This window comes from Brevibacterium sp. CBA3109, assembly GCF_040256645.1.
GTDB classification, from domain to species: Bacteria; Actinomycetota; Actinomycetes; order Actinomycetales; family Brevibacteriaceae; genus Brevibacterium; species Brevibacterium koreense.
The window spans coordinates 3,390,296-3,406,856 of the sequence record NZ_CP158281.1; the positions used below are offsets into that span (position 1 = coordinate 3,390,296).

The 16,561-nt window shown below is 62.6% G+C and carries 15 protein-coding genes; 8 read left to right on the forward strand and 7 right to left on the reverse strand.

The genetic code is table 11. The annotated features are described in order from the left end of the window. Nucleotides 1-13: 13 nt before the first annotated feature. The 4 genes from AAFP32_RS15480 to AAFP32_RS15495 all read right to left on the reverse strand — a co-directional run bounded on the left by AAFP32_RS15480 (nucleotide 14) and on the right by AAFP32_RS15495 (nucleotide 5,765). Nucleotides 14-922 (reverse strand): cation diffusion facilitator family transporter, encoded by a 909-nt coding sequence (locus tag AAFP32_RS15480; RefSeq protein ID WP_350269884.1) that lies wholly within the window; start codon nucleotides 920-922, stop codon nucleotides 14-16. Nucleotides 923-1,183: 261 nt separating this feature from the next. Next, nucleotides 1,184-2,986, reverse strand: coding sequence for a flotillin family protein (locus tag AAFP32_RS15485; protein WP_350269885.1), 1,803 nt, complete (start codon nucleotides 2,984-2,986; stop codon nucleotides 1,184-1,186). A gap of 170 nt (nucleotides 2,987-3,156) precedes the next feature. After that, the gene (locus AAFP32_RS15490) at nucleotides 3,157-3,615 is read right to left on the reverse strand and encodes a DUF3817 domain-containing protein (protein WP_350269886.1); all 459 of its coding nucleotides are present in this window, start codon (nucleotides 3,613-3,615) and stop codon (nucleotides 3,157-3,159) included. Between the two features lie 143 nt (nucleotides 3,616-3,758). Continuing rightward, nucleotides 3,759-5,765, reverse strand: a complete 2,007-nt coding sequence (locus AAFP32_RS15495) for a M20/M25/M40 family metallo-hydrolase (RefSeq protein WP_350269887.1) — start codon at nucleotides 5,763-5,765, stop codon at nucleotides 3,759-3,761. A gap of 413 nt (nucleotides 5,766-6,178) precedes the next feature. Here AAFP32_RS15495 and AAFP32_RS15500 point away from each other — a divergent pair, with 413 nt between their 5' ends. Both AAFP32_RS15500 and AAFP32_RS15505 read left to right on the forward strand, forming a co-directional pair. Next, nucleotides 6,179-7,282: a VIT1/CCC1 family protein gene (locus AAFP32_RS15500; protein ID WP_350269888.1), complete on the forward strand. Its 1,104-nt coding sequence runs from the start codon at nucleotides 6,179-6,181 to the stop codon at nucleotides 7,280-7,282. 46 nt (nucleotides 7,283-7,328) lie between these two features. Then, nucleotides 7,329-8,213, forward strand: a complete 885-nt coding sequence (locus AAFP32_RS15505; RefSeq protein WP_350269889.1) for an aminotransferase class IV — start codon at nucleotides 7,329-7,331, stop codon at nucleotides 8,211-8,213. Here the strand turns inward: AAFP32_RS15505 and AAFP32_RS15510 are convergent. Next, nucleotides 8,200-8,442: a hypothetical protein gene (locus AAFP32_RS15510; protein ID WP_350269890.1), complete on the reverse strand. Its 243-nt coding sequence runs from the start codon at nucleotides 8,440-8,442 to the stop codon at nucleotides 8,200-8,202. The genes AAFP32_RS15505 and AAFP32_RS15510 overlap by 14 nt on opposite strands. 197 nt (nucleotides 8,443-8,639) lie before the next feature. On the opposite strand from AAFP32_RS15510, the gene AAFP32_RS15515 reads away from it, so the two are divergent. After that, nucleotides 8,640-8,939, forward strand: a complete 300-nt coding sequence (locus AAFP32_RS15515; protein WP_101620558.1) for a DUF4235 domain-containing protein — start codon at nucleotides 8,640-8,642, stop codon at nucleotides 8,937-8,939. A gap of 55 nt (nucleotides 8,940-8,994) precedes the next feature. Here the strand turns inward: AAFP32_RS15515 and AAFP32_RS15520 are convergent, their stop codons facing one another. Next, on the reverse strand, nucleotides 8,995-9,855 hold the full coding sequence (locus tag AAFP32_RS15520) for a type I 3-dehydroquinate dehydratase (RefSeq protein ID WP_350269891.1): 861 nt from the start codon (nucleotides 9,853-9,855) through the stop codon (nucleotides 8,995-8,997). 49 nt (nucleotides 9,856-9,904) lie between these two features. On the opposite strand from AAFP32_RS15520, the gene AAFP32_RS15525 reads away from it, so the two are divergent. The 5 genes from AAFP32_RS15525 to AAFP32_RS15545 all read left to right on the forward strand — a co-directional run bounded on the left by AAFP32_RS15525 (nucleotide 9,905) and on the right by AAFP32_RS15545 (nucleotide 15,208). Beyond that, a complete protein-coding gene (locus tag AAFP32_RS15525) occupies nucleotides 9,905-10,705 on the forward strand; it encodes an alpha/beta hydrolase (RefSeq protein WP_350269892.1) in 801 nt (266 codons plus the stop codon). 366 nt (nucleotides 10,706-11,071) lie between these two features. Further along, the gene (locus tag AAFP32_RS15530) at nucleotides 11,072-12,448 is read left to right on the forward strand and encodes a glycine betaine/L-proline ABC transporter ATP-binding protein (RefSeq protein ID WP_350269893.1); all 1,377 of its coding nucleotides are present in this window, start codon (nucleotides 11,072-11,074) and stop codon (nucleotides 12,446-12,448) included. Continuing rightward, the gene (locus AAFP32_RS15535) at nucleotides 12,448-13,320 is read left to right on the forward strand and encodes an ABC transporter permease (protein WP_350269894.1); all 873 of its coding nucleotides are present in this window, start codon (nucleotides 12,448-12,450) and stop codon (nucleotides 13,318-13,320) included. Before AAFP32_RS15530 ends, AAFP32_RS15535 begins: the two co-directional genes overlap by 1 nt. A gap of 32 nt (nucleotides 13,321-13,352) precedes the next feature. Beyond that, complete coding sequence (locus AAFP32_RS15540) at nucleotides 13,353-14,351, forward strand: glycine betaine ABC transporter substrate-binding protein (protein ID WP_350269895.1); 999 nt, start codon at nucleotides 13,353-13,355, stop codon at nucleotides 14,349-14,351. 299 nt (nucleotides 14,352-14,650) lie between these two features. Further along, nucleotides 14,651-15,208, forward strand: coding sequence for a methylated-DNA--[protein]-cysteine S-methyltransferase (locus AAFP32_RS15545; RefSeq protein WP_350269896.1), 558 nt, complete (start codon nucleotides 14,651-14,653; stop codon nucleotides 15,206-15,208). Nucleotides 15,209-15,240: 32 nt separating this feature from the next. On the opposite strand, the gene AAFP32_RS15550 is transcribed toward AAFP32_RS15545, so the two are convergent. Then, a complete protein-coding gene (locus AAFP32_RS15550) occupies nucleotides 15,241-16,494 on the reverse strand; it encodes a Dyp-type peroxidase (protein ID WP_420883405.1) in 1,254 nt (417 codons plus the stop codon). Nucleotides 16,495-16,561 lie beyond the last annotated feature (67 nt).

The following is a 16,561-nucleotide window of genomic DNA, read 5'->3' on the forward strand; positions in this document are numbered from 1 at the left end:
CAGTGCCGTCGGCTCAGTTGTGGGTATGTGTCTCCCGCGCCGCGTCCTTCGCCCTGTCGAACTGGAACGTCGAGTGTTCTATCGCGACCTTGAAGTGCTCAGCCAGGCATTCCTGAAGCGCGGTGAGTATTCGCGGGGCGTGACCGTCGTAGAAGCATTCATCAGCGAGGACCACATGCGCGGTGAGCACTGGGAGGTTCGAATCGATGCGCGTCACGTGAAGATCGTGGACTTCTTGGACGTGCTCGACTCCTTCAATGTGCATCTTGACCTTGTCGAGGTCGAGTTCCCTGGGGGCGACCTCGAGCAGGATCGAACCGGTCTCTTTCAGGATGGAGAAGGCCCGGGGCACGATCAGCGCTGCGATGAACAGGGCTGCCACCGCATCGGCCCGCGTCCAGTCGAAGAGCCAGATCGAGACGGCAGCGAGGATGACGGCGACAGAACCCAACGCATCGGCGATGACCTCGAGGAATGCGGCCCTCAGATTGAGCGACTGCTCTTTGGAAGAACTGAGGATGATGATCGACACGATGTTGCCGACCAGTCCGACGGCACCGAAGAGCATCAGTTCCGGGCCCGGCACCTCGGGCGGGACGAAGAAGCGACGGATGCCTTCGATAAGGCTGTAGACACCGAGCCCCAGCAGAAGAGTCGCCTGCGCTCCGGCGGCAAGCACTTCGGCCCGGCGAAAACCCCAGGTCTTCTGACCCTTCGGCGGCTTCCGGACCAGGGTGGCGGCGAAGAGCGCGATCCCGATGCCGATGAGGTCAACGGAATTATGTCCGGTGTCGATCAGCAGCGCCAGGCTGCCCGTCATAATCGAGCCGATCACCTGGAAGACGAAGATCACCAGAACGATGCCGAAGACGATCGCCAAGCGTCGACGCGATCCTGAGGTGTGCGAGTGGTCGTGTGCCATGGGAACCTCCTATACAATCACATTAACATATGCGCATGTCTTTATGAATGAGCGCATCATCACGTGATCTCACCGCACTTCGGTTCCCGACACTCATCCAGCTCCGGCTGCCGACAGCCACCGCCGAGGCGGGACCTGGGGAATAGAACCCGAACGAGAGAGCGTACGTGCCCGGCAGCAGCCGCCGAGCACGTACGCGTCAATTCTGCACAGAGCCAGCAGTTCACCCCCGTGCGGTGTGAGTGCCGGTCAGAGCACAGATCATTTCTTGTCGGGACCGCCCGAGCCGCCCTTCGGCCCGTTCGAGCCTGAGCCGTCCGAATCACCGTCGCGGCCGTCGCGGCGGCGCAGCGCATCGGCAATGTAGGACTGCACATCGATTCCGGTGGCTTTCTTCACGTCATCACCGATATGGGTGAGGTCGAGTTCACCGTTCTCGTCGAGGTAGTCCTTCGGATCGAAGTTCCCACCCGACCATGCGCTGGGATCTCCCAGACCGGAAGGCTTCGACCCACCGCGATTCGAGCGACCCGAGCGACCCGGCTGGCCACCGTGTCCCTCGGAGATCTCACCTTCGACGACCTGATCGTCACCGTCAGCATCACTGCCGTCCGCAGAACCCGACCCAGCGAAGTCCCCCGTTCCGTCGTGGTCCCCCGCGTCATCAGACGCGGACGTGCCGTCGCGGCCCCCGCCGGTGGTGGACTTCGAATCGCCCTGGTGCTGAGCTTTGCTGACCAGATCGCTGAGGTCGATGCCTGTGGTGCCGCGCACGACCTCGAGAACTTGGGCGAGGTTGTTCGACACCGAGTTCGCCAGCTTGGATTCTCCGTCGGTCGAGACGATCGAGAGGTCCTTGATGTTCGCGTATGGTGCGACGAGCTCACCCGCGATGGTCGGCAGGACCTCGAGGACCTTCGACAGCACGGCCGCATCGTTGAACTTCTTGTAGGCCTCCGCCTGAGCTTGGAGGGCCCCGGCTTCCGCCTCGCCGCGCGCCTTGATCGCATCAGCCTGGGCCTCACCCTCAAGCCGAATGGCCTCAGCGTCCTTGGACCGGCGGTGCAGCTCAGCGGCTGCCTCGGCCCGGCCCTGAGCTTCGACGTCATAGGCACGCGCATCGGCATCTGCCTGCTGGCGGTACCGCTCCGCATCGGCAGGACGCCTGACCTCAGCATCGAGCTGTTCGGCGCGCAGCTCTGCGGCCTCCTTCGCGACGATTCGGTCGCGCTCGAGCAGCTTCTGCTTCTCCGCCGCGTTCGCCAGCGGACCGGCATTGTCGGCACCTGCCTGACGCTGATCTGCTTCTTCTTTCAGCGCCGCGCGACGCAGTGCAAGCTGCTGCTGCTGTTCGGCGATGGCCTGATCGGTCAGCGCCTGCTGCTTCTGTGTCTCCTCTGTCTGCAGCGCTTCTTCAACGGCCGAGGCACGGCTGGCGTTCGCCTCGGCGATGGCAGCGTTCTTCGCGACCTCGGCCGCCTGTGGGCGACCCCAGTCCTTCAGGTAGCTGCCCTCATCCTCGACCGCGGAGATCTGGAACGTATCGATGACCAGACCCTGGTTGTTCATCGAATGTGCGGATTCCTCCTGCACTTGGGCGGCGAAGGAGGCACGGTCCTGGATGATCTGCTCGACGGTGAGCGTACCGACGACAGCGCGCAGAGTGCCGGAGAGGATCTCCGTGCTGTAGGGCTCGATCTGGTCCTGCTGGTCGAGGAAGCGCTGGGCGGCCTTGCGCACATCTTCCTCGGTGCCGCCGACCTTGACCTGCGCGACGCCGTGCAGGCGCAGCGCGATACCGTTCATCGAGATGCCGTCGATGGCAACAGCGATCTGGCGCGATGACAGCGACAGAGTGAATGCCTTCTGCACGATCGGGTAGACGACCGATCGACCGCCGATGATGATGCGGCCGCTGCCGCCGAGCCCGGACGCATTGCGGCCAGTGATGATGAGCGCCTCAGAGGGGGAGGCGATCTTGATCGAGCGCATGATCACGAAGAACGCGATCAGGGCGATGATGACTATGACGCCGATGACTCCGGCGCCCACGATGAAATCCATCCTTGGGCCTTTCCGAGATTCGATGGTGGAAGGGGCCGGACAAGGTGAGACCACAGCGTCCGTTGTGTTCATCCTATGCGAGGGCTCAACCCTTGCACAGAATGGTCTGGCGCCGAGGTGGTTCGGCCGTCCCTACGATGATCAGTTCATCGCCGAGGTTGGCCTGAGGTTCACTGACCCCATTCGCCGGGAGGGCCGAGGAGCAGCAGCCCACTGAAGACGATGACGACGAGGATGAGTCCGACACCGATGGCCAGGAACGGTGAGCGGATCGCCCAGGAAGTCAGCTTTTCGAACCAGTTGCGTGGGGTGCGTCCGTTCGCGCCCAGACCCCAGTCACCCTCGAGTGCTCCGGTCTTTTCCACGGATCGTTCGAAGGGAATCGTAGCGTAGGGAATGATGGCCGATCCCAGGCCCGTGGCGATGCGCTTCTTGCTCCACATCTGCGAGGTTCCCACGCCGATGACGGCGATGACGAAGCAGATGAAGACGAACCCGTGGATTCCGCCGCCGATGCGCACACCGATCTCGGTGATATGGGTGTATTTGAGGATCATGCCGATGATGAGCAGTGTCCAGGTGATGGTCTCCGCGACGGCGAAGATCTTGAAGAAGAGTTTGGGAGTCACAGGAGTCCATTGTGCCCGACCAAGATGGGCAGGTACTGAACGACTCCACCGACTGAGCGGAGGCGTCTCACTGCAGCGGATGAATGGGCACGCGGGCCAGCAGACTTATTCAGTCACCGGCCCACGTGGCATTCAGGGGATGCTCAGGCCTTGCGGCGGCGAGCTCCCATGGTCATGATCACACCGAGCACGATGAGTGCTCCGGCCGAGATCACCAGAGGCAGGGCCTCATTACCTGTGCGTGGCAGCTCTCCGCCGCCATCACCTGCGCCTGGACCGTCGCTGTCGGCAGCCAGGACCTCGAACGAACCGGACAGCGGGTCACCGCCCTCGCAGTCGACCGTGACTTCATAAGTGCCGACATAGGTTGCCGCCTTGGACTCATCGAGTCCGCGGACACCGAACTTGGCCACAGAATCGGCATCTGCCGTCGCGGTCTGCTCGAATGTCTCGATCGCGCCGTTCTGCGGCTCCACTGTCATCGTGGCGGTGGCGTCCGGGGTGCAACCGGCAGCTGCCACCTGCACACCGCGCTCACCGACGAAATCCGCCTGGTCGATCGTGGTCGGATCGATGCTCAGACTCCGCTCGCCCGGGGCATCCGTCGGCGTCTCGGTAGGAGTCTCCGTCGGCGAATCCGTCGGCGGAGTGCTCGGCGGATCGGTCGGGGCCGGTGCATCGCGGAGATCGTAGGCCAGCGTATGCACCGCATAGGCGATGGCTGGGGAGAAGATGTCGAGAGACTCCCGGCTCACGTTCTCGATCGTGTCAGTGGGCTGATGGTAGTTGGTGTCGTGCTTGTCGCCAACGGTTCCACCGAACATGTCGGCCTCCTCCGGCGTCTTCGTGCCATCGGCCCCGGAGAACAGACCACTGGAGGGAATGCCGTTGTCGATGAAGGCCTGGTAGTCCGAGCGTCCTGAGAAGTCCGTTCCGACGTTGGGCTGATCCTTCGTGTCGAAGTAGTCGGTGAAGACCTTCTCGAGCTCCGCCGAGCCCTCGGGCACGCTGACCCCATCGGGGATGGGCACATCGGAGCCGTCGGAGTCCAGCGTGCCGACGATGTAGTTGTCGGATCCGATCATGTCGAAGTTCATGTACGACTTGACCTTCGAGAGTTCTGCCTCGTTGAGGCTCTCCACGTAATGGGTCGAGCCGACGAGCCCGACCTCTTCCGCGGCCCACCAGCCGAAGCGGATGGCGTTGTCGGCTTCGGTCGGCTGCTCTGCCAGTGCTTCGGCGCTGGCCAGCAGTGCCGCCGATCCGGACCCGTTGTCGTTGGCCCCCGGCCCATCGGCGACACCATCGAGGTGGGCGCCGAACATCTGGACATTATCATGATCGCCGGCCTTGGTTTCGGCGATGACGTTCCAGGTCGTCGAGGTGGTGTATTCGGTTTCGAGGGTGAAGTCCGCCAGCAGCGGCTCCCCCTCGACAGCCCCTTCAATCTTGGTCAGCAGGTCATTGCCCTCGTTATAGCTGACACCGACGGTGGGTGCACCGTTCTCGACGCGTTCGCCGAGGGTGGCATTGAGTGCCTCATCGGGTGCAGAGGTGTCGTTGTTGTAGAGGACGACTGCTGCGGCTCCGGCATCCGTGGCCGCCTGGGTCTTCTCCCCGAAGGCGCAGCTGCCGCGTGCCACCAGGACGAGTGCGCCCTCGGCGCTGTCGTCGAAGTCGCTGGCCTCGCAACCCAGCTGGCCGCCGGCCAGGTCGCTGTAGTCGTCGTCGACCGGCAGCGCCACGGACAGATCGGTCAGGGGTTCTTCGGTGCCCTCGGTGAAGCTGGCCGGGGTGACCTGGAGCTTCTCGCCGTCCACGCTGACAGCGACCTCGCCGAATGCCTGGTCACCGACCTCGAAGGCCTGTCGTTCGACGTCGAAGGCACCCGTGGCCTCGAGAGTCTGCTCGACGTATTCGACTGACTCCTCGTAGCCGGGCGTCCCCAGGGCGCGGAATCCCTCCTCGGAGTGGGAGGTCGAGATATCGGAGATCTTCTGCAGATGGTCCATCACGGCGTCGCCGGTGACGCCCATATCGGTGTGTTCGGTCGGTCCCGCGTTCCCAGCAGCCAGTGCCGGACTGAATCCGCCGAGAGCCAGACCGGCGGCGGCGGTGATCGCCAACCATGTTTTGGTACGCAACTTCATAGAGTTCCTTTCGCTCCTCAGGTGCCAGACGAACCATGGCTGCTTTTCGCACACATCTGCGAGCGGGCATCTCTGACCGCGTCCGGTCCTGGACCGAACGTCACCCACCGGGTAATCGCAGCGCACGAATAGCTGAGCGCGAACCGGAGACACCGAGGCTGTCAGAAGTTCACAACAGCAGCGGTGCCAACCTGTCGAGCTCAAGGGGAAGCTTGATTCTCCCGTTTCGCAATGTATTCGCCATTGGTAACGAAATACATACATCTATAACGAAACGGTGACACAACTCACATTGAGCTTTAATCTAGCCCATCCCCTGGATGCTTGAGGTAACGAATCGATAACAACCGATACTTCGTCGATTGCGCAAGTATTGAATTCAATCACCTACTCCAAGTAGAATCTGATCAGTGATGAACAACGAATCAACGGTCCCCGACGCGCTCCATGAGCCCGATCGCAGGACAATCAGACGCTGGCAGAGATACCTTGCCAATGAGCGGCTCGAGGAGCGCGTCTACCGCGATCTGGCCGAGCGCCGCTCCGGCGAAGATCGGGAGATCCTGCTGGCCCTGGCCGCCGCCGAATCCCGGCATCAGGAGCATTGGATCGACCTCCTCGGCGAGCACGCACAGAAGAAGCGGGCCCCCGACCTGGTCACTCTGGGACTGGCGTTCCTGGGTCGACTGTTCGGGTCGGTCTTCGTCCTCGCACTGGCGCAGCAGTCGGAGACGAGCTCACCGTATGACGACGACGAGGCGGCATCGGCAGAGATGGCCGCCGACGAACGGATCCACGCCGAGGTCGTCCGCGCTCTCGCCGCCCGCTCCCGGGCCCGACTGTCGGGCAATTTCCGGGCCGCCGTCTTCGGCGCCAATGACGGACTCGTGTCGAACCTCGCACTCGTTCTCGGCGTCGGCGCCGCTGGCGTGGGCAACCAGGTCATCCTGCTCGCCGGCGTCTCCGGCCTGCTCGCCGGGGCACTGTCCATGGCGGCCGGAGAGTACATCTCCGTGCGGTCCCAGCGTGAGCTGCTCGATGCGTCGACACCGGATCCTGAATCACGCCATGCGCTGGCCGATCTCAACATCGACGCCAACGAGCTCGCTCTCGTCTTCCGCGCCAGGGGCATGGACTCCCCCGAAGCCGATGCTCAAGCACATAGGACGATCGCCGCGGCCAAGAACAAGAAGGCACCTCAGCTGCCCAACCTTGATGCAGGAGTCGACCGCGCCGAACTGGGCACCGGTCTGGGCGCATCGCTGTCGAGCTTCGGATTCTTCTCCTCGGGCGCGCTCATCCCGATCCTGCCTTATATCTTCGGCATGTCCGGCCTGCCCGCGGTGATTGTTTCTGCGGGCCTCGTCGGCATCGCGCTCCTCTTCACCGGCGGCACCGTGGGCCTCCTGTCTGGAACCGCTCCGGCACCACGTGCGCTGAGGCAGCTTGCAGTGGGATTCGGAGCAGCGGCCGTAACCTACGCCCTCGGGCTCCTCTTCGGCGTCAGCACAGGCTGAGCACAGCGGGCTCGGCGAAGGTTTCCCGAGAACCTAGACTGTCGGTATGACCGATGCCCTTGTCCTCATCAACCCTGCCGCGTCCACCGTCGAGGTGGCCGATCTCGGTTCCCCGCAGCTTCCCGTCACGGATCTGTCGGCACATCGTGGCGACGGCATCTTCGAAACCGTTCTCGTGCGCATCAGCGGTGGAGTAACCGTGGTATCTCATGATCGCCATTTCGCACGATTCCGCGCGTCCGCCTCGGCGCTGGGTCTGCCCGATCCGGAACCGGAACTGTGGGACCGCGGCCTCGACACCGTGATCTCCGAGGTGCGCGCAAAGGATCCGACCATCACCGAGTTCGGGGTCCGCTACGCACTTTCACGCGGCACCCAGAACTCAGACGGAAGCCAGAGCCCTCGGGGGTGGGCATTCAACGTACCCGTCGACGAAAAGATCAGGCGAGCACGAGCACAGGGCATCTCCGCCGTCAGCCTCGATCGTGGCTACGACGCCTACCTTGGAGGTAAGGCACCCTGGCTGCTCATAGGAGCCAAGACCTTGTCCTATGCGGTCAACCAGGCTGCCGGCAGGCATGCGGCGGAGCAGGGTGCAGATGAGGCCCTGTTCGTCTCCCATGATGGCGTCGTCCTCGAGGGTCCGACATCCAACCTCATCATTCGACGAGGCGAGCGCCTCCTCACACCGCCCCCGGAAGCAGGCCTGCTGTCGGGGACGGCCCAGCGGCTGGTCTTCGACCATGCTGCAGAGCTCGGACTCAGTGCCGAATATGCGGACTTCGGCCTCAACGACGTGATCGAGGCCGATGGCGCTTGGTATGTGTCCTCGATGCGCACGGCCGTGTCACTCATCCAGCTGGACGGGAACCCGATCCCGCGGGACGAGAAACTTACGGCGGAGCTTCAGACGCTGATCATGGCCGGTTGACGCCATCGGTCGGATCCGCTGCCGACCGGCCCGCTTCGCGTCGGTTCGCTGTGGGCCGATGAGACGGCACGACCACCGTCAGGACCAACGCGCGGATGCATGCGCCGCAGCCCGCGAACCACAGAATCCAGAAGATCTCAGCGAGCAAGGGGAAAAGCCCCAGAATGAAGCTCAGCGCGCCGAAGACGAACAGCCCGGTGATGACCGTGACTTTCCATTTGCTGAGCATCCCTGCTCCCCTCGTGCACTGAAGCTTCACTCTACCGGTCGCGTGAGCCCCGCACATCCCTCGAAAGTATGAAGTTCTGCCTCCTGCGTATGAGTGGATCGCCTGCGCTAGTGTGGTCACGTACGGATTCGCACCCCAGCGACATCTGCGCGACAGATCATCGTCGCAGGCACAGCGTCTAACGAAAGGACACGAGCATGGGAAAGCTCGCATGGCAGGTCATCGGCGTCGGAGCGCCCATCGTGGCAACATTCGCGGCTCGCAAGGCGTTGACCTTCGCTTGGGAGAAGTCGACCAAACGTCCCGCACCGAACAACCCCGTCGATGACGAGATCTCGATGTCCGAGGCCCTGGCCTGGACCATCGTCTCCGGCGTCGGTGTCGCCGTGGCTCGGCTCGTCGTGCAGCGTATTGCCACCAGCGCAGTGCGCAACAGCTTCGGCGACGAGGCTCTGCCCAAGAAGTTCCGCAAGCCGATCGAAGAAGACGTCGACTGACCAGTCGGCACCACTGATCGTTCAGCACCGCCGACCAGACAGCCTCGCTGATCACTCAGCCGTAGAGCCGGTCGACAATCCCGGCCAGATCCACAACAGCGATCTGGCCGGGTGCCGACGACTCCCCCAGCTGCGCAAACGTTGCGCAGCTTCCGAAATCCGCGCCCATGACCCGACTGGTCCTGCCCAGCTGACCCATCGAGATTCCGAGTACGGGAACCGCAAGAGCCTCCTCCGCGAGTGCGGTAGCCCGCAGGAGCTCCGCGACATCCGCACGGGTCACCGGCATCATCGCAATCTTCGCCACATCTGCCCCAGCCGCAGCCATCGTGGTGAACGTAGCTGCCAATGACTCGGCCGAGTCCGTTCGGGCGAAATTGTGGTGTGAGGCCACCACCGACAGCCCCCGGTCGTGCGCCATGTCGATGAGCTCTGCCGCACCTCTGCGATCGATTTCGACATCGAGGGCCCACGTAGTTCCTGCAGTCGGGATCGCCGGCCCGGACGCTCCAGACAGTCCGGACGATTCAGACAGCCCGGTGATGATTGTCGTGAGAATCTCTGTGTAGACGTCTTCGCTCACATCGGCACTACCGCCCTCGAACCCCGTCCGCAAGGTGATGAGCACCGGAAGCCCTGCCGTGCTCACGTGCGCGGCCAAGCCCAGAACCGCCTCGGCGAACTCCTGGGGAGCAGCCGCGCGGGACCCCGCACGGCACTCTTCCGCGATACTGGCGAGCACGGGATCGATGCGCCATTCGATGACGTCGACGACTCCGGCATCGGTGATGGCCCTGCACTGCCGTGCGATCTCCTCGGGTGCAGTTGCTTGGACAGGAACGATGATGGCCGGGCGCCGCGAATCGACAGCAACCCGGTGGCCTGCGGCATCATTGAGGAACGGCAATTGCTTCATGGCCCAAGCCTAGATGCTGGGGCCCCGCACCAGGGAAGAGGAACACCACGTGGAGACCAGGGACCAGCTCACCATCATCACGCGCGACGGCTTCCCGCTCACGATCCAGGTCAGCGGCCCACCCGAGGCACCGGCCCTGCTCCTCCTCCAAGGGCAGTCGAACTCTCACGAATGGTGGGACGAATTGCGCTCGGACTTCGAGCCCCAGTTTCGCACCGTCACCTTCGACTACCGCGGCACCGGCGGCAGCCGCGGCGAACTGACCGAACTCTCGACTGCCAGCTTCGCAGCCGATGCCGTCGAGGTTCTTGACCATATGGGCATCACACGCGCTGCCGTCTACGGAACGTCGATGGGTGGGCGCATCGCTCAGATGCTGGCATTGAACTTCCCCGACCGCGTCAGCGCACTTGCTCTGGGGTGCACGACGCCCGGAGGGCCGAATTCCGTCAAACGGCCCCGGGAGGTGGGTCAGTCCTTGGCACGACTGCGCGGTCGCGAACACACCCAGTACCTGTTCTCGCTGTTCTACACCCCGAGCTGGACGGTGGCCCCGAGGTACAGCAAACTGCTCGGCGATGACACGATGACCACTCAGGAGTCCGCGGCGCATCTGCGCATCAGCGCCGGACACAATGCCTGGGACCGCCTGCCGCAGATCACTGCTCCGACGCTCATCGTCCACGGCGACGACGACCTGATGAATCCCGTCGAGAACGCACGCCTGCTGCATGAGCGCATTCCGGGCTCCCGGATCCTCATCTGCCCCAGTGGTCGGCACGGCTTCTTCGAAGAGTTCGCCGAGGTGGTCAACCCCGAGATCATCGGGTTCCTGAGTGCTGCTTCCTGAGTGTCCCCTGGGCCGCAGCGGGTTCTCTTCGAAGAGCTGACAGCCTTGTTCCACATCAACAGTCGCCATCATGTAACAAATCGGATAAGGCCATACCTATGTGCCTCAAGCATAGTTTGTAACAATCAAGTAACGCCTGTTTGCACATCATCCCAGGTCAGAGGGGTCGTCAAGTCCGCCACTCCGCGTTCTATCGACAAAACTACTGCCGAAAACTCTGAACAAATCTACAATGAGTAGTGAGATATCCGTGTGCGGTGAGGCTAGTGAGCGATCGACCCAGTTCGGACCGACCACAACCGCATCGCAAAACGGGGGTGCAGCCTCTCGTTCTTGCGGAGAGTCAAGAATGTAAGGAGGAAAAGCGTGAGCGTTGTCAAAGCATCACACGTTTACAAGGTCTTCGGTAAGCGCCAGAATGAGGTCGTCAAACGCCTCGACGAGGGCGCAGATCGCAATGACCTGACCAAGCTGGGCATGGCGGCTGTGATCGACGCGAGCTTTGAGGTCGAAGCCGGTGAAATCTTTGTAGTCATGGGACTGTCCGGTTCCGGCAAATCGACCCTGATCCGCACCCTGAACGGACTGTGGCCGACCACAGCAGGATCCGTCGAGGTCCTCGGAACAGATATCGCCAAGGCCGATGCGTCCACCCTGCGCGAGGTGCGCGGGAAGCACGTCTCGATGGTGTTCCAACACTTCGCGTTGCTACCTCACCGGACTGTGCGCGAGAATGCAGCGTACTCGTTGGAGGTCCAGGGCATTCCCAAGGCGAAGCGCTTGGAGAAGGCCGAAGAATGGCTGAAAGCCGTCGGCCTCGACGGCTGGGGAGACAAATATCCGCAGCAGCTGTCCGGCGGCATGCAGCAGCGCGTCGGTCTGGCGCGCGCACTCGCGGCCGAAACAGACATCCTGCTCATGGACGAGGCTTTCTCTGCCCTGGACCCTCTGATCAGGCGCGAAATGCAGGAACAGCTGGTCGAGCTCCAATCGCGTCTGAACAAGACAATCATCTTCATCACCCACGATCTCAACGAGGCGATGTTCCTCGGTGATCGAATCGCCGTCATGCGTGACGGACGCATCGTACAGATCGGCACCGCGGAAGAGATCCTCACCGAGCCGGCTGACGACTACATCGCAGAGTTCGTCCAGGACGTCGACCGCACCCGTGTCCTGACCGCCTCGTCGATCATGCGCGAGACAAAGGCGACGATCAACATCGATTCGGGACCACGTCTGGCGATGAAGACGCTGGAGGACAACAACTCCTCCGGTCTCCTCGTCCTCGATGACAGCAGAACGGTGTTGGGGCTGATCAGCGACCGAGCTGTAGTCAAAGCCGTGCGCGAGGGCCACCAGACGATTCATGAGATCGTCGAGAAGACAGACCTGTATACGGTTCGCCCCGACACTCCGATTTCTGAGCTCTTCGCGCCCAGCTCCACGGCCAAGGTGCCGCTGACGGTTGTCGATGACAACAGCCGGCTTCTCGGGATCATCCCCCGCGTCGCACTGCTCAACTCAATGGCCGATCCCGGACCGTCGACGGGCGAGATCCCGACCGTCGCGGATGCGCCTGAGCCGCTCCTCGAATCGCCGACTGCCGGAGCATCGGATAACGACGAAGCTGCAGCATTCGAGAATGAGCAGAACACCCCGAGTGCCGTCGCCGGCGCTGTGGCAGAAGCAGGCAGCGACATCACAGGAGATTCCAACAATCCTGAAGGGAGGAACCTCTGATGGACTTCATGAATCCCCGGCTTCCGCTCGGTAGCTGGGTCAGCAGTTTTCTCGACTGGTTCACGAGCACGTTCCAATGGCTGCTCGATTTCATCAACCTGGTTCTCGGGGGCCTGTACGACTTTCTGTATATGGCCTTCTCTTCGCCCATCTACCTCGTGATGATCCTGATCTTGGCGGTCATCGCCCATTTCTCGGCCGGGTGGAAGGTCGCGGTGTTCACACTCATCGGCTTCTACTTCGTTCGCGCCCTCGATCAGTGGGACAACACGATGTCAACGCTTGCGCTGGTCATCGTCGCAGTCATCGTCGCGCTGCTCATCGCCATCCCTCTCGGCATTTTGTCTGCGAAGGTCAGCTGGGTCTCGACCGTGGTCAAACCCGTCCTCGACTTCATGCAGTCGATGCCGGCCCTGGCCTACCTAGTGCCGGCGATCCTCATGTTCGGCATCGGTCAGACTCCAGGCGCGATCGCGACGATCATCTTCGCGCTGCCGCCCGGCGTCCGCCTCACCGAGCTGGCGATCCGCCAGGTCAACTCCGAAGTGGTCGAGGCCGGCCAGGCCTTCGGTGCATCACCGGGACACATCCTCGGCAAGATTCAGATCCCTCTGGCGATGCCGACGATCATGGCCGGCGTCAACCAGGTCATCATGCTCGCACTGTCGATGGTCGTCCTCGCCGGCATGGTCGGTGCTGGTGGTCTCGGTGGTGCCGTCGTCGGCGGAATCAGCTCACTCAACGTGCCACTCGCCGTCGAAGCAGGCCTGGCAGTGGTCGTCGTAGCAATCTTCCTCGATCGAGTCACGGCCGCGCTGGGGCAGAGAACACCCATTGAACGGGCCCGAAAGGCCGAAGCAGCATCTTCCTGATCCATGCAGTTCAAGCAACAAAGGAGAAACTCATGAAAACGACAACATTGACCAAGCTCGGCGGAATCCTCGCCGCCAGCGCCCTCGCTCTTACTGCCTGCGGTGCTTCCAACTCGGGTGGTGAACCTGCCGGCGGCGGCGACGAGACCAAGGCAGGGGACCGGGACTGGTCCGACTGCAAACCGGGCGACGGCTCGAAGGACGTCGCTGGGACCAGCGACGACAACAAGGACGTCTCGCTCGGAATCTTCAACGGCTGGGATGAGTCCTATGCCACCATCTACCTGCTCAAGAACGTCCTTGAAGACGACGGTTACAAGGTCAAGACCGATGAACTCGATGCCGGACCGATGTTCACCGGTGTGGCTCAGGGGGATATCGACTTCTTCACCGATGGTTGGCTGCCGCTGACGCACGCCAATTACATCGAGCAGTTCGGCGACGATCTTGTCGATCACGGCTGCTGGTATGACAATGCGAAACTCACCATCGCCGTCAACGAGGACTCACCGGCCAAAACCATCGGTGACCTCAAGGACATGGGAGACGAGTACAACAACACGCTCTATGGAATTGAGGCCGGCGCGGGTCTGACGAAGACCACGAAGGAAGAGGCGATTCCTGAATACGGTCTCGACAATCTCGATTACAAGATCTCGTCGACTCCAGCCATGTTGGCACAGCTGAAGAAATCGACCGATGCTGACGAGAACGTGGCCGTGACCCTGTGGCGTCCGCACTGGGCCTACGATGCTTTCCCCGTTCGTGACCTCAAGGACCCGAAGGGTGCTATGGGAGACGCCGAGAGGATCTACAGCTTCTCCGGCAAGGATGCGGCAGATCAGCACCCCTACGTCTCACAGCTGCTGCAGAACCTCGTCCTCGACGATGACCACCTGGCCAGCCTCGAGAACCTCATGTTCTCCGAGGACCACTACAACGGCAAGGACCACGAGAAGGCCGTTGCCGAATGGCTGAAGGACAACCCGGACTTCGTCGACACGTGGAAGAAGGGCGAGCTCGCCAAGTAATTGAGCCATCCGACCGCTGGGTCGAATGACAGCCAAGCAACTGGCTGAGCCTAAAGATAGCGAGATGAGGGAGTGTTGCAGACGATTGTCTGCGACACTCCCTCATCTTCTGCGCTGAGACGCTTCGTCACAGACTTCCCAACAGGCATGCTCACAAGTTTGGCTGTCTGGCTCTGAGGGTCCTGTGGCACTCTCGACCGATCCCTCCGCGTGCGCTAAGTTGTCTGTGACGGGCTCGGCAGACTCCGGAAGCCTTAAGAGCTGATGTTGCTGATTCGACGGGGTGGAGGAGGTGCGTGATGGTCAAGGCCACGGTGACCACACCCGTCGGCCCCATCACCGTCTCCAGCAACGGATTGGCCATCGTCCGCGTCGAGTGGTGTGAACCCGATGCCAGGCCTGTGGGCAACGCCGCCATCGACACCGAACCCGAAATCTGCCCCGGAACCGATATCGGAATCGACTCGAGCACCGATGCCTCCGACCCTCTTCTCACCGAAGCACTTCGACAGCTCCGCGCCTACTTCGACGGAACCCTGAGAGCCTTCGATCTGCCCCTGAATCTGGGCCAGATCTCTGAAACTGCACGCAGGGTGCTGACTACCCTCGATGAAACGGTCGAGCCTGGCACCACCGTGACCTACGGCGAGCTCGCCCGGCGAAGCGGGGCCGGAATCCACGCACGAGGGATCGGCAGCATCATGGGGATGAACCCCCTTCCTGTGGTCATCGCCTGCCATCGCGTCGTGGCCAGCGACGGGCTGGGCGGCTATTCCGGTGGCCGCCGAGGCAACGCACTGGACACGAAGCGCTGGCTGCTCGAGTTCGAGAATGCGCTTCCCCCAACACTGTTCTGAGCAACCCCGGCGCAGCCAGCGCTTCGTGAGAATCAGCCCTCGAAGAGGCTCTGCCCGATGTACTCCCCCTCTTTGATCCCCGGCGGAATCGCCCACACACTCGACCCGATCGGCGTCGTCCACTCATTGAGCAGATCCACCTCGGCGAGGCGGCGTTGGATCGGCAGGTACTGCCTCTCGATATCGGCCTGAAACGATGCGAACAGCAGTCCTGCACCTTGCCCCGCACCCGTCTCATAGTTGAACGTGCGCCGGTGGATCTGCGTTTCCGGGCCCAACCCATCACGAGCCCTGGCCACATGCGAGGCCGCCGAGATCTTCGTCAGGCCCCGCTTGTCCACTGCGGTGAAGTCGGGAGCATCGAACTCGTCAGTTCCTGACAGCGGTGCACCCTTATCGAGGGTCCGTCCCGTCGCGAACTCACGTGCTGGTCGGTCAGCTTTGTCCCAGGTGTCGAGGTTCATCGCGATATCGCGCAGCACAAGGGTCGTTCCCCCACGCATCCATTCAGGCAGATGAGCGCCGAGGTTGGCCGGCGGTTCCCCGCGCGCGGAGTGCACAGCGTCCTTCCGGCCAGTGCTCTGCCCCCAGACGAGACGTGCGAAGTCCTCGGATCCCGGCCCCGGATTGGCCGTCCCGTCCAACTGCCCGAAGAGGTTCCGTTGGGTCTTCCCCTCCCCCTGGCTGCCATAGGAACGACGGAACCCGTCTCTCTGCCAGGCCACCTCGGCGAAATTCCGGGAATCCTTCCACAGCATCCGCCAGGCATGTGCCAAGGTCAGCGGATCATCACCGCAGATCTGCAGGAGCAGATCCCCGGTGCACCGGTCGGAGTCGAGATCGTCGATTGGGAACTTCTCCAGCGGACCCAACCATTTCGGCACAGATTTCCCACCCGCCAATTCGACGAGCCCCCGTCCGAATCCGAAGGTGACAGTCAGGCGAGCCGGATCGGAGGCAAGCTCGGGTTCGGAGTCGGCAAGTGGGCCGCTGCCCTGGGTCAGGGCGGCAGCATCGGCGGTGAGTAGTCGCAGCCAGCGGACCACATCGGCGGCTTTGATGCCGGGTTTCAGCGTCAATGCGAGGAAGTGCGCATGAGCCTGAGGAGGAGTTTCGACCCCCGACTGGTGAGGACCATAGAAGGGTACGGTGGCCGGACCGTTGGCCCCGGTGAGATCCCGGGACGGCTCGGCCTCAGCACGGTCTTCGGCACCGGAGCGCCCCACGCCGAAGCCTGCGACGGCGCCGACGACACCCGTCCCTCCCGCCGCAGCCGCCGACGCGATGAGGCGCCGGCGGCTGAAGCCATGAGGCCGCGGTGCGGGACCTGCAGATGGCTTGCCTGTGGTGTCG

What these genes read in the sequence shown, in the direction of transcription:
- AAFP32_RS15545 (WP_350269896.1), top strand. Translation starts at nt 14,651, where the DNA reads ATGGTCAAGGCCACGGTGACCACACCCGTCGGCCCCATCACCGTCTCC.
- AAFP32_RS15535 (WP_350269894.1), top strand. Translation starts at nt 12,448, where the DNA reads ATGGACTTCATGAATCCCCGGCTTCCGCTCGGTAGCTGGGTCAGCAGT.
- AAFP32_RS15485 (WP_350269885.1), bottom strand. Translation starts at nt 2,986, where the DNA reads ATGGATTTCATCGTGGGCGCCGGAGTCATCGGCGTCATAGTCATCATC.
- AAFP32_RS15500 (WP_350269888.1), top strand. Translation starts at nt 6,179, where the DNA reads ATGAACAACGAATCAACGGTCCCCGACGCGCTCCATGAGCCCGATCGC.
- AAFP32_RS15540 (WP_350269895.1), top strand. Translation starts at nt 13,353, where the DNA reads ATGAAAACGACAACATTGACCAAGCTCGGCGGAATCCTCGCCGCCAGC.
- AAFP32_RS15495 (WP_350269887.1), bottom strand. Translation starts at nt 5,765, where the DNA reads ATGAAGTTGCGTACCAAAACATGGTTGGCGATCACCGCCGCCGCCGGT.
- AAFP32_RS15480 (WP_350269884.1), bottom strand. Translation starts at nt 922, where the DNA reads ATGGCACACGACCACTCGCACACCTCAGGATCGCGTCGACGCTTGGCG.
- AAFP32_RS15505 (WP_350269889.1), top strand. Translation starts at nt 7,329, where the DNA reads ATGACCGATGCCCTTGTCCTCATCAACCCTGCCGCGTCCACCGTCGAG.
- AAFP32_RS15520 (WP_350269891.1), bottom strand. Translation starts at nt 9,855, where the DNA reads ATGAAGCAATTGCCGTTCCTCAATGATGCCGCAGGCCACCGGGTTGCT.
- AAFP32_RS15510 (WP_350269890.1), bottom strand. Translation starts at nt 8,442, where the DNA reads ATGCTCAGCAAATGGAAAGTCACGGTCATCACCGGGCTGTTCGTCTTC.
- AAFP32_RS15515 (WP_101620558.1), top strand. Translation starts at nt 8,640, where the DNA reads ATGGGAAAGCTCGCATGGCAGGTCATCGGCGTCGGAGCGCCCATCGTG.